Consider the following 12,249-nt stretch of genomic DNA (forward strand, 5'->3'; position numbering starts at 1 on the left):
GACCCCGGTTCAGCACTCTGCTACACAGGTCCGGGCCGCTCCGGTCACGGACCGTATCGAAAAAACCGTGTGATGGAGGTTTCCATGTTCAAGAAAGCATTGCTTGCGTTGCCCGTAGCAATGGCGGTCGGGGTTGCGGGTACCGCGGCCCAAGCGGATGAATGGCAGGATCCGAACGACGTCCTGCAGATGCTGCTCGAGGCGCAGCCCGACTCGAAGTACCTGCATCAGAGTGAAATGAACATCATGATGATGCCGGACAACCCCGCCCTGTGGCTGCTGGATGACGGCGAGCGCCTGTTCCACGAAGAGCGCGGCCCGAATAACGCATCGCTCGAAAGCTGCGACTTCGGCAAGGGCGAGGGCGTGCTGGAAGGTGCCTACGTCGAACTGCCGCGGTACTTCGACGACGTCGGCAAGGTCATGGACTTCGAGCAGCGCCTCGTGCACTGCATGAAGGAAATCCAGGGCTTTACCAGCGACGATTCCGCTGTCTCCCAGCGTCATGGTTCCGGCTCGGACATCATGCGTCTGACGACTTATATCGCGCACCAGTCGTCCGGCTATGCCTGGAATCCGCCGCTGGACCACCCGGAAGAGCAGGCGATGCGTGACGCGGGCGAGAAGCTCTTCTTCCGCCGTGGCGGCGCGATGGACTTCAACTGCGCGGCTTGCCATGGCGATTCGGGCAAGCAGATCCGTGCGTCCGTGCTGCCGGAAATGCGTAACTCGCAGGAGTGGACCAAGGCGGTTTCCTGGCCGGCCCACCGCGCGGGGCAAGACAACGTCCGCAGCCAGAACCACCGTATCCGTGGTTGCGTATGGCAGATGCGTCATGCCGGTATCCTGCCGGATACCCCGGTGAACACCGCGCTGATCTCCTTCTGGAATGACGCGGCGCGTGGCGAACCGGCCATCCTGCCCGACCTGAAGCGGTAACTACGGACGCAATAGGAGACATCAAGTATGTTTAATAAAAACACTGTTGCGGCCGGTGTGGCCGCATTTGCATCCGTCGCCCTGGCCGCCGGCTGTGCCGTCGCCGACGGCAACAAGGCGGATGACGTGGATATCACGGCCATGAGCGCCGAGGAGTTGGCTGAGCATCTCATCTTCGAGACCAACAGCTGGCGCGATCAGGAAATGCAGGAAGGCGGTGGCTGGCGCGACCGGATGACCCAGGACGACATTCAGAAGGCCTGCTCGTTCGACTCCACCCGTAATGATCTGGACGGCGAGACCGCCGGCCAGGTCGTGGCTCTGGCGCGTGAGCAATACGAAGCACCGGAAGGCGACATCGAGCTGGGTGACTGGCGCCAGGGTGCCGTTCTGGCGGATTCCGGCTACGGCTACCGTATCGGCCACAATACCGATGACCACGGTACCCGCGAGGCGGGCGGCAACTGCTACAACTGCCACGTGATGGATTCGAGCGTTTCGGTCCAGGGCACCATCGGCCCGAACCTCGAAAACTACGGTGCGCAGCGCGGCGACAGCCAGGAGATCCGTCAGTATGTGCATCAGGTGATCTCCAACCCGCACCAGTATTTCCCCTGCACGCAGATGCCGCGATTCCAGGGGCTGCTGACTGAAGAGCAGATCAGCCACATCATGGCCTACCTGCTCGATCCGGAGTCCCCGGTTAACAACCGGTAAGTCGTCTTGCACGACAGCTGCTCGGCCCCATCGGGGCCGGTGCAGCAAGGCAATAGAACGGGTTGTCGCGCCAGGCGCGGCAACCCGCTTCCTTACAAGTTTCTGCGGTTGGGTGTTTGCACGGCTCTTTTACGAGCGTGTCCGCCGGGCCGCACAGATGGGCTGAACAGGGGAACCGATGGGCCGCAGGACTGATGCGGCATGGGCTACGAAAGCCATCGGTCGTGACGGACGTGAGGGGAGGCTCAGGGATGTTCAATAAAAAAATTCTGACTGCCGCGGTGGTGATTTCGGCATCGGCGGCGCTGGCGGGTTGCGACCAGTTCTTTCAGGACGCCTCGGATCGCGAGGTCGATATCACCCAGATGAGCCCCGAGGAACTGGCCGAGCACCTGGTGCTCGAGACCAACAGCTACCGCATGGACCAGGAGGTTCAGGAAGGGGGTACGGGCCGGGAACGGATGCAGCAGGACGAGATCCAGGCGCTGTGCTCGCTCGAAGGATCCCCGGACAGCGAAACCGCAGGCCAGGTCGTCGCGGCCGCGCGCGCGGCGTACGAGCGCCCCGATGGCGGTGTGGAACTGGGCGACTGGCGTCGCGGCGCTGAGCTGGCCCGTTCCGGCTATGGCTATCGTGTCGGGCACAACAATGATGACCACGGTACCCGTGAGCCGGGTGGGAACTGCTACGCCTGTCACCAGATGGACCCGGCGGAAACCACCTACGGGACGATCGGGCCAAGTCTTGCGAACTACGGTCGCGAGCGCGGTACCGACGAGTCAGTACTGAACTATGTCCATGAGGTCGTGAGTAACCCGCACCAGTACTTCCCCTGCACCTACATGCCGCGATTCGGGCGCAATTTCCTGACCGAGGAGCAGATCAGCCACGTGATGGCCTACCTGCTGGATCCCGATTCGCCGGTGAATCAGTAAACCGTTCACACGGTCGCGGGCGGGCCTGAGAGGACCTGCCCCCTTGAGCCACCGCGGGCTGCTCGCGGTGGCTTTTTTGTTTTGGGGGTTGGGCGTTGCCCCCGGATGCAGGACGTCTTGCGGGACCTGTGGGCTTGAAAACGCGAACGGCGTCCCCAAGGTGCGTGCTGTAGAACCCATCCAAGCGCACGAGAGGAACGTACAGGATCATGACGGACACGCAGACCGCATCGGCCGCCGAGGGCCATACCGAGACCCGCCGCTTCGAGACCGAGGTCAGCCAGCTGCTTCAGCTGATGATCCATTCGCTGTATTCCAACCGCGAAATCTTTCTGCGCGAACTGATCTCCAACGGTGCCGACGCCTGCGACAAGCTGCGCTTCGAGGCGCTAGCCCAGCCCGACGTGATTCCGCAGCCGGCCGAACTGGCGATCGATGTCGAGGTGGACAAGGAGGCGCGGACTGTCACCGTGCGCGACAACGGCATCGGCATGTCGCGCGACGAGGTCATCGAGCACATCGGCACCATCGCGCGTTCCGGCACGAAGGCCTTCCTCGAGAAGTTGACCGGAGACCAGAAAAAGGACTCGCAGCTGATCGGCCAGTTCGGCGTCGGGTTCTATTCCTCGTTCATCGTGGCCGACCACGTCCGCCTCGAGACCCGTCGAGCGGGGACGCCCGAGGCCAGCGGCACCCGCTGGGAGTCGCGCGGCGACGGCGAGTACAGCCTGAGCGACTGCGAGTGCCCCGAGGCGGGTACCGAGATCACGCTGACGCTGAAAGAGGACGCCGACGAGTTCCTCGAGCTGTTCCGTCTGCGTCACATCATCAGCCGCTATTCCGACCACGTGGCGTTCCCGATCCGCATGCGCAAGATGGATGACGACGGCAAGCCCACCGACGAGTGGGAGACCGTCAACCGTGCCAGCGCGCTGTGGACCCGGCCGAAGAGCGAGATCAGCGACGACGAATACCGTGAGTTCTACAAGCACGTCGCGCACGACTTCGAGGATCCGGCCGCCTGGACCCACAACCATGTCGAGGGGCGCCAGGAGTACACCACGCTGTTCTACATCCCGAAGCGCGCCCCGTTCGACCTGTGGGACCGCGACGCGCGCCACGGCGTCAAGCTCTACGTGAAGCGCGTGTTCATCATGGACGACGCCGAGAAGCTGCTGCCCAACTACCTGCGTTTCGTGCGCGGGGTGGTGGACTCGGCCGATCTGCCGCTGAACGTCTCGCGCGAGATCCTGCAGGACAACCGTCTGGTGGATTCCATCCGTTCCGGCTCGGTGAAGAAGATCCTCGGCCTGCTGGAGAACATTGCGAAGAACGAGCCGGAGAAATACGCCGACATCTGGCAGAACTTCGGTCGCGTGCTGAAGGAGGGCCCGGGCGAGGACTACGCGAACCGCGAACAGATCGCGGGCCTGCTGCGCTTCGCCAGCACACATAACAGTGATGACACCCAGAACGTCTCGTTGGCCGACTACATCGGCCGGATGAAAGACGGGCAGGACGCGGTCTACGTGATTACCGCGGACAACGCCAGCGCGGCGCGCAACAGCCCGCACCTGGAGATCTTCCGCAAGCATGGTATCGAGGTGCTGCTGCTGTCCGACCGGGTCGACGAATGGCTGCTGTCGCACCTGCGCGAGTTCGACGGCAAGCCGATCAAGAATGTCGCCAAGGGCGACCTCGACCTGGACAAGATCATTGGCGAAGACGCGGCGAAAAAGGATGCCGCGGACGACAGCGCGAAGGCCGACGAGGACCTGGGCGATCTGCCGGAGCGCATCCAGGCTGCGCTGGGCGAGCGGGTCGACTCCGTGCGACCCTCGAAGCGTCTGGTGGATTCCCCGGCCTGTATCGTGCTCGGCGAGCACGAGATGGCGCTGTATCTGCAGGAGCTGCTCAAGCAGGCTGGTCAGGAGACTTTCTCCAGCAAGCCGGTGCTCGAGATCAATCCGAAGCACCCGCTGGTCGAGCGTCTGCGCACCGCCGAAGGGGACGACTTCGACGATCTGGCATCGCTGCTGTTTGACCAGTCACTGCTGGCCGAAGGGGGACAGCTTGAAGACCCCTCCGGCTTCGTCTCGCGCCTGAACCGCCTGCTGCTGCAAAAGGCCTGACGGCCAAGCCGGGAAGGGTCCGCCCCTCCCTGGAATCCGTCCCGGAAGCGGGTGGACCTGACGTCGCGGGGGTACGCGCGTTACCCTATGCGGCTCATATATCGAGAGGGCCAAGCCCATGCAAGTTGCACAAAACGCCGTGGTGTCCATCCACTACACCCTGACCAACGACGCTGGCGAGACCATCGACAGCTCCGAGGGCCGCGAGCCGCTGGCCTATCTGCACGGGAACGGTCAGCTGGTCCCGGGGCTCGAGCGCGAGCTCGAGGGCAAGGCCGCCGGTGACAAGGTTCAGGCCAAGGTCGCCCCCGCCGAGGGTTACGGCGAGAAAATCGACGCCATGGTGCAGGAGATCCCGCTGGAGGCCTTCCAGGGCGTGGATTCCGTGCAGCCGGGCATGCAGTTCCAGGCCGAGACTCAGAATGGTCCGCTGACCGTGACCGTGACCAAGGTCGAGGGCGACACCGCGACCGTGGACGGCAATCACCCGCTGGCCGGCGAAAACCTCAACTTCGACGTCGAAGTTGTCGAAGTGCGCGAGGCCTCCGCCGAGGAGCTGGAGCACGGCCACGCCCACGGCGTCGGCGGTCACCAGCACTGAGTTTGTTGCCAGGGCCTCGAAGGACGCGCATACATCGCGTTTCCTGGCCTGCCAAGCGCTTTATTGAGGCCCCGCGAATGCGGGGCTTTTTTCGTCTGGGTGCGCGGGGTGGCAGTGCGGTGCACTCCTCCAGCATGCGAAACCCTTCCAATCGCTAATGGTGTTGAAAACCATTCTCAGTCATCGTATCGTCTGCCTCGACAGTCAGGTAGGTCGAGGAAGGTGATGATCGTCTGTATCTGCAAATCGGTTCGCGAGCGCGATATCCGGGAATTGATCGACTCCAGCCAGGAAGGCCTGCGTATGCGGGATCTTCGTGATCGACTGGGTGTGAGTTCCGAATGTGGCAAGTGCGCTCGTCGAGCCAATTGCCTGCTGAAGGGGTGCTCCCGTGATACCGCCGTGAATGTGCTGCAGGTGTCGGGAGCGCGGACGCCCCCGGAGCCTGTCGGGCGACCCGACCCCGCCGTGGCCATGTAAGTCCATCATTCGCTTTATCGTATTGTAGTGGGGCGCGGTGGCGGGTCCGCCGCGCCCATTTTTTGCCCATACCGTCGCCTGCCATGGGCCATCGTGCTACGTCCGTTGCCAGGCGTTGCTTGCATGGGGCGGTGTGCATTTTCAGAACGCTCGGAGCTTAGCGATGAATTTCGATCAATGGATTCCATCGGAGCGCTTGGCCGGCTTTCTCGACGCGGGTGGGCCCGTCGTCCTGATCCTGCTGGGGGCCTCGGTGGTCGCACTGGCCTTTGTGCTGGTCAAGCTGTGGCAGTTGTGGCGCATGAGGGTCACCGATGTGCGTCCGGCGGATGAAGCGCTGAACCGCTTCCACCGCGGGGATATCCAGGGTGCGATCCAGTGTGCCGAGGCCACCCCCAATCCCGCCGCGCGGGCGGTGGCGCGGGGCATCCGGGGCCTGCAGGCCGGCGCGTCGGAGTCCATCGTGCGGGAGGAGGTCGTGCGCTACGGTAACGCGACCATCCAGTCCCTGCGTCAGGGGCTGCGGCCACTCGAAGTGATCGGCGCGCTGGCGCCTTTGCTGGGCCTGCTGGGTACCGTGATGGGGATGATCCGCGCCTTCCGAGCGATGGAAGAGGCCGGAAGTCAGGTGGACCCGGCGGTCCTGTCCGGTGGTATCTGGGAGGCCCTGCTGACGACCGCCGTCGGGCTGGCGGTCGCGATCCCGGTCGTGGCGGCACTCAACTGGCTGGAGACGCGGGTGGAGCGGGTCGCGCACCGCATGGATGATGCCGTGACCCGCCTGTTCACCGGGGGGCAGTACGCGGCCGTACCCCTGACCGCCGAGAGCCCGGTCCAACCGAGGCCTTGCGAGGCTGACGAGGCAAACTCGCCTGGGGGCGCTCTGCCCCGAACGGCCGATGCTGGACACTAGCCGCCCGCGCCGACGCAATCTGATCAGCCTCACTCCGCTGATCGATGTCGTCTTCATCCTGCTCGTGTTCTTCATGCTCGCCTCGAGCTTCCTTGAGTGGCGCGCGGTGCAACTCGAGGCGCCGGCCGAGGCCGGTGGGGCCGGCTCGATGGAAGGCGCCATGCTGGTCGAGATCCGGTCGGACGGGCTGCGGCTGGCGGGAGAGATGCTGTCGGAGGGCGACCTGCACGACCGTATCAGCGCGCGCGTGCGCGAAGAAGCGGACACGCGGGTCCTGGTGATGCCGGCCCCGGGGGTCAGCATGCAGGACACCGTCAACGTGCTGGAGGGACTCGCAGATGTTGGGGCGCGCAATCTTTCGGTAATCCGGCAGGCACAGCCATGATCGGACAGCGTCGCCACTTTCAGGTTGCCCATCGCCCGCGCAACGACGACGAGAGCATCCTGCCGCTGATCAACATTGTTTTCCTGTTGTTGATCTTCTTTATGGTGGCTGGCCAGTTGAGCGCGATCGATCCGTTCGAGGTCGAACCGGTGGAGTCGGCCGTGGATGGCCAGCCCGGGCCGGACGAGTTCATGGTGATCATCGGGACCGAGGGCCGGCTGGCGGTTAATCAGGATGAAGTCGATCTTGACGAAATGGCGGGCCTGGTACGCGAACACGTCGAGCGTCACGGAGATGCGGCCCGGGTCCGTGTGAAGTCGGATGGACGGGCGGAAGCCGTCGAGGTCGTCGGGGTGCTTGAACGCCTGCGCGAGGCGGGGATCGAGCGCATTGATCTGCTGACAGTACCGGAAGTCTGATGCAGCCGACGTTTCGACACTGGATGGTGGCCATCGTGCTGGCGGTCGCGTTGCACCTGCTGGTGGCGATGGCCTTCCTGCTGCGCGAGCCGCCGGCGGGCGCCGAGGATGCCGGAGTGGGCGGGCTGGAAATCTCCATGGCGGCCGCTGGTGGTGCTCCTCATGCCCAGCAGGCAGAGCCGGCCGAGACTACGGAGGCCGAGCCTGTAGACGACGAGCCCGTGGAGGCGGAGCCTGTCGAAGCGGTCGACGCGGAACCTGCGGAACCGGAACGTCAGCCCGTCGAAGAGGCCGAGGTTGTCGAACCCGAACCCGAACCCGAACCCGAACCCGAACCCGAACCCGAACCCGAACCCGAGCCCGAGCCCGAGCCAGAGCCCGAGCCAGAGCCAGAGCCAGAGCCAGAGCCAGAGCCAGAGCCAGAGCCAGAGCCAGAGCCAGAGCCAGACTCCGATGCGGACTCTGTGGAGGCCGCGGATGCCTCCCCGACGGATGAGGACGCCGAAGCGGTCGAGGACGACCCTGGCGACGAGGAAGCCGGTACTCCGGGTGCCGGTGCCACTCCTGCGGACGCTGATGCCGAAGGTGGTGGTGAGCCGGGTGTGGATCCCGATTATCTTGCGGAACTGCAGGCTTGGGTGGAGCAACACAAACGCTATCCGCGCCAGGCCCAGCGCCGCAGAGAAGAGGGCACGGCATCGGTCTGGTTGCGGCTCGATGGAGATGGCAACGTCGTCGACTATCGGATCGAGGAGGGATCCGGCAGCCGGATCCTGGATCGGGCGGTCGAGGAGATGGTCGAGCGCGCCGATCCGTTTCCGGCGCCGAGCGCGATCGATCGAGACGAGTTCGAGATCGTGGTTCCCGTAACGTTTTCCATTCGCTGACCAGGAGTGGAGCACCGTCACGGACACCGGCATGAGGACCGATGACCCGGACCTTGGCGGCAGACCCAGTTGAAAACGAGGACTTACCCATGCATTTACCAGGCAGGAGCATCCGGATACTGATCGCGGGCCTTTTCGTATTCGGCCTTTCGGGAAACGCGGCAGCCGAAGCGGACCCCGAGATCAGTGTCCAACTTAACAAGCTGGAAGCCGACGGTGATGACTGTCGTGCCCATCTGGTACTGGAAAATGCCCTGGGTGAAGCGCTGGAATCATTCCAGCTGGATATGGTGGTTTTCGACAAGGAGGGGGTTATTCAGCGCCGCACCGCAGTCGAACTGGCACCGCTGCGGGAGGGGAGCACTTCCGTGCGGGCCTTCCGGATGCCGGACACGGACTGCGACGGCATCGGGCGAATCCTGATCAACGAGATCGCCGCCTGCGAAGGCCCCGAGGGCGCGATAGAGGGCTGCGTCGATCGGCTGGAGATCGAAAGTCTGGCGGATGTGCCCCTGATTCGTTGAGGCAGGTGCCAGGAGATTACCGTGGCCTGTCCAGCCGGTTTCGCTGCAAATATAGATAATGGTGTTGCAAATCGTTCGCATTACCGATATTGTATCGACGCGTTGAGGGTGCCTTGCATCCGGGCGAAGCCGGGCGGGATAGTGGGGACGGACCCTGGCGGTCCCGGGGTCTCTTTAATCAATCCGGCGTTTGACCCGACCAACCCCAAAATATCTTCTCAGGAGAGTTCTGATGCAAGGCGATAAGGATGTAATTCGTTACCTCAACCAGGCCCTCAAGGGCGAGTTGACCGCGATAAACCAGTATTTCCTCCATTCCCGCATGTTCAAGGACTGGGGGCTGGAGAAACTGGCCGCGGCCGAATATGAAGAATCGATCGACGAGATGAAACACGCGGACGAGCTGATCAACCGCATCCTGTTTCTCGAAGGGCTGCCCAACCTGCAGGACCTAGGCACGCTGAGTATTGGCGAGAACACCCGCGAGATTCTGGAAGCGGATCTGGCCCTCGAGCACGCGGGTACCCCTGTCTACCGCGACGCGATTGCCCATTGCGAACAGGTGCGGGATTTTGTGACGCGAGATCTGCTGCAGAAGATCCTGGACAGTGAAGAAAGCCATATCGACTGGCTGGAGACCCAGTTGCAGCTCATCGATCGCATCGGTTTGCAGAACTACGAGCAGAGCCAGGCGAGCTCCGCGTCGTAACCGTTTCAACAAGTTCGACCGCGCTTCAGGGCGGTCGGGGAGGCAATCATGAGTTCCAGCGAAGGCAGGCGTATCCCGGAATCCACTGACGCATCTCCAGTGAGCCCGAGGACGCATGATCACTCTCTCGGTACGCCGAGAGAGGTTGCCTCGAGTGAATTGCTGCGTGATGCCGACCGCCTGTTTATCCGCCACGAAGGGCAGTGTTACACCCTTCGGGTGACTTCCAGCAAGAAGTTGATTCTGAACAAGTAAAACGAGCTTTACACCGCCGTCTCGACCGATACGGCCCCGCCAGCCAAGGGACCTTCTCCCTCAGCCAGCCTTAAATCACGACTGCTACGGACGTTTGTCGCCCGTGGCACGACGTCTGCTGTCCGAATAGAGGGAGAAAACTCATGGCTCGAAAGACGAAATGCCGTCAGGTGGGACTTCTGACCACCCCATACACCCGCAATCGTAGGGACTGGCGCCGCCACGCTGTCACGCTTGCGGTTCTGGGGGTTATGGGAGTCCCGGTGGCCCAGGCCCAGGATGCGGAGCCAACGCACTTGGCACCCGTGCAGATCATTGGTGACTCTGTGCATGCCCGGGATCTGGCTGGTTCGGGTGCCGTTGTGGAACCCGAACAGTTGGAACTGGATGGCACGACCGATATCCATCAGGCTCTTAAGACCGTCCCGGGCATGTATGTGCGTGAAGAAGAGGGTTATGGGCTAAGGCCGAACATTGGGGTCCGGGCCGCGCCCCCGGGCCGCAGCAGCAAGGTCACCATCATGGAGGACGGGGTGTTGATGGCGCCAGCGCCATACTCCAACCCGGCGGCGTACTATTTTCCGACCACCAAACGTATCCACTCCATTGAAATTCTCAAGGGTGCGCCGCTGCTACGGCATGGGCCGCAAACAACCGGCGGGGTGGTCAATCTGCTGTCGACTCCGATCCCGACCGAGCGTCAAGGCAGTATCGAGACCGTCGTCGGTGAGCGTGGAGGGCTGGACGTACACGGGACCTGGGGCGACCGCGTGGGGGATTGGAGCTACATGGTCGAAACGGTCCAGCGCCGTAACGATGGGTTCAAGGATATCGACCGCAGTAACCGGGACAGTGGTTTCCGAGTCGAGGATTATGTCGCGAAGCTTCGGTGGGACGGGGACCGTCAGAGCGTCGAGATCAAGGCACAGCATTCCGAGGAGGTTTCCAACGAGACCTACCTTGGCTTGACCGATGGCGACTTCTCCCGTGCGCCGAATCGCCGTTACGGGCTGTCCGAGATTGATCAGATGGATGTCGAGCATCAGGGTGCCAGCCTTACGCATGAATTCGACTGGTCGCCCCACGTGCGCCAGACTTCGACGGTCTACCGTAACGATACCGCTCGCAATTGGTTCAAGTTGAGCGGCGATCTGGTGGCGGATGCCAACGAGGGCGATGAACGTGCCTATCGGATCCTTCAGGGAACGGAAGATACCTCGGGTGGCGAGTTGACCTATCGCAACAACAATCGAGAGTACGTCTCCCAGGGAGTGCAAACCGAGTTTGACCTGGCTTTGGGTGATCACTGGATTCGTACGGGAGTGCGTTATCACGAAGACGAAATGGATCGGTTCCAGCCAGACGAACTCTATGACCAGGTTAATGGTTCGTTGGTACGCCAGAGTCGCGTCGAACCGACTGGTAGCAATAACCGTCTCGAGGATGCCAAGGCCTGGAGCCTCTGGATCACCGATGAATGGCGAGTGACGAACCGCCTGCGACTGAATCTCGCGATGCGCTACGAGGATGTGAGGACGTCCCGTGTCCAATATGCCGACCCGGGTCGGAACACCGTGGAAGACCGGCGCTCGAACGCCTACAGCGAATGGTTGCCCGGGGCTTCCATGACGTTCGATGTCAACGACAATTGGCAGCTACTGGCGGGGGTTCATCGCGGTTTCTCGCCTCTGGGTGGTGGATCGAGCGACGGTGAGCAACCCGAGACCAGCATCAACTGGGAGCTTGGAGGGCGTTATCGAACCAATAACCTTTTTGTCGAGGCGATTGGTTTCCATAGCGACTTTACCGACCAGAGAGAGGATTGTTCGGTAGGCTCGCCCTGCTCGGATGGCTCCACTTCCGGCACGTTCACCACCGGTGAAGCGGAGATCTCCGGGCTTGAACTCCAGGCCGGGACGCAATTTGCCATGGGACGTTTTCAAGTGCCGGTGTCGGCCGCCTATACCTATACCCGGGCGCGCATCAGTCGCGACAACCCGGCACAGGGTCTGGAGAAGGGCGATCACCTGCAGGATATCCCGCGCCATCAACTCAACCTGCGCGCGGGCCTGGAGCATCCCAGTGGCTGGGATCACTATGCGGTGCTGAACTACACCGATTCGTCCTGTAGCTCGGTTGGTTGCAATCGCAGTGGATCGTCCTTTGACGAGACGGATTCTTTGATGACGGTTGATCTGACAAGCCGTTATGCACTATCCAGCCAGACCGACATCTTCCTGCGGGCCAGCAACGTTTTCGATGAGCAACGCATCGTGGCACGTTCGCCCTACGGAGCCCGGCCGAACCAACCCCGTACGATTTCCGTCGGTTTGAAACACCGGTTCTGAGCTGC

The 12,249-nt window shown here is 62.6% G+C and carries 14 protein-coding genes; all 14 read left to right on the forward strand.

All coding sequences use genetic code 11. The features are described 5' to 3' along the window. Positions 1-120 precede the first annotated feature (120 nt). The 14 genes from soxA (at position 121) to F813_RS0107205 (ending at position 12,244) form a co-directional block, all read left to right on the forward strand. Positions 121-939: a sulfur oxidation c-type cytochrome SoxA gene (gene soxA / locus F813_RS0107145; protein ID WP_017926040.1), complete on the forward strand. Its 819-nt coding sequence runs from the start codon at positions 121-123 to the stop codon at positions 937-939. A gap of 27 nt (positions 940-966) precedes the next feature. Further along, positions 967-1,656, forward strand: coding sequence for a sulfur oxidation c-type cytochrome SoxX (gene soxX, locus F813_RS0107150; RefSeq protein WP_017926041.1), 690 nt, complete (start codon positions 967-969; stop codon positions 1,654-1,656). A gap of 251 nt (positions 1,657-1,907) precedes the next feature. Continuing rightward, positions 1,908-2,591: a sulfur oxidation c-type cytochrome SoxX gene (gene soxX, locus F813_RS0107155; protein WP_017926042.1), complete on the forward strand. Its 684-nt coding sequence runs from the start codon at positions 1,908-1,910 to the stop codon at positions 2,589-2,591. Between the two features lie 209 nt (positions 2,592-2,800). Next, the gene (gene htpG / locus F813_RS0107160; RefSeq protein WP_017926043.1) at positions 2,801-4,723 is read left to right on the forward strand and encodes a molecular chaperone HtpG; all 1,923 of its coding nucleotides are present in this window, start codon (positions 2,801-2,803) and stop codon (positions 4,721-4,723) included. 118 nt (positions 4,724-4,841) lie between these two features. Next, the gene (locus tag F813_RS0107165; RefSeq protein WP_012981849.1) at positions 4,842-5,324 is read left to right on the forward strand and encodes a peptidylprolyl isomerase; all 483 of its coding nucleotides are present in this window, start codon (positions 4,842-4,844) and stop codon (positions 5,322-5,324) included. Between the two features lie 225 nt (positions 5,325-5,549). Next, positions 5,550-5,804 carry a bacterioferritin-associated ferredoxin gene (locus tag F813_RS14030; protein ID WP_012981850.1) on the forward strand — a complete coding sequence of 85 codons (255 nt, stop codon included), beginning with the start codon at positions 5,550-5,552 and terminating at the stop codon, positions 5,802-5,804. 163 nt (positions 5,805-5,967) lie between these two features. Further along, complete coding sequence (locus F813_RS0107170; RefSeq protein ID WP_012981851.1) at positions 5,968-6,717, forward strand: MotA/TolQ/ExbB proton channel family protein; 750 nt, start codon at positions 5,968-5,970, stop codon at positions 6,715-6,717. After that, on the forward strand, positions 6,704-7,102 hold the full coding sequence (locus F813_RS0107175) for a biopolymer transporter ExbD (protein WP_012981852.1): 399 nt from the start codon (positions 6,704-6,706) through the stop codon (positions 7,100-7,102). The genes F813_RS0107170 and F813_RS0107175 overlap by 14 nt, the downstream gene beginning before the upstream one ends. Then, the gene (locus F813_RS0107180) at positions 7,099-7,521 is read left to right on the forward strand and encodes a biopolymer transporter ExbD (RefSeq protein ID WP_012981853.1); all 423 of its coding nucleotides are present in this window, start codon (positions 7,099-7,101) and stop codon (positions 7,519-7,521) included. The genes F813_RS0107175 and F813_RS0107180 overlap by 4 nt, the downstream gene beginning before the upstream one ends. Next, positions 7,521-8,408 (forward strand): energy transducer TonB, encoded by an 888-nt coding sequence (locus F813_RS0107185; RefSeq protein ID WP_017926044.1) that lies wholly within the window; start codon positions 7,521-7,523, stop codon positions 8,406-8,408. The genes F813_RS0107180 and F813_RS0107185 overlap by 1 nt, the downstream gene beginning before the upstream one ends. 89 nt (positions 8,409-8,497) lie before the next feature. Further along, on the forward strand, positions 8,498-8,932 hold the full coding sequence (locus tag F813_RS0107190) for a hypothetical protein (protein WP_012981855.1): 435 nt from the start codon (positions 8,498-8,500) through the stop codon (positions 8,930-8,932). Positions 8,933-9,164: 232 nt separating this feature from the next. Continuing rightward, on the forward strand, positions 9,165-9,641 hold the full coding sequence (bfr, locus tag F813_RS0107195) for a bacterioferritin (RefSeq protein WP_017926045.1): 477 nt from the start codon (positions 9,165-9,167) through the stop codon (positions 9,639-9,641). Positions 9,642-9,689: 48 nt separating this feature from the next. Continuing rightward, positions 9,690-9,896, forward strand: a complete 207-nt coding sequence (hemP, locus tag F813_RS0107200) for a hemin uptake protein HemP (protein WP_026148181.1) — start codon at positions 9,690-9,692, stop codon at positions 9,894-9,896. Between the two features lie 251 nt (positions 9,897-10,147). Beyond that, positions 10,148-12,244: a TonB-dependent receptor domain-containing protein gene (locus tag F813_RS0107205; protein ID WP_026148182.1), complete on the forward strand. Its 2,097-nt coding sequence runs from the start codon at positions 10,148-10,150 to the stop codon at positions 12,242-12,244. The last annotated feature ends 5 nt before the right edge of the window (positions 12,245-12,249 follow it).

It is taken from the genome of Thioalkalivibrio sp. HL-Eb18 (assembly GCF_000364985.1).
Classification (GTDB): domain Bacteria; phylum Pseudomonadota; class Gammaproteobacteria; order Ectothiorhodospirales; family Ectothiorhodospiraceae; genus Thioalkalivibrio.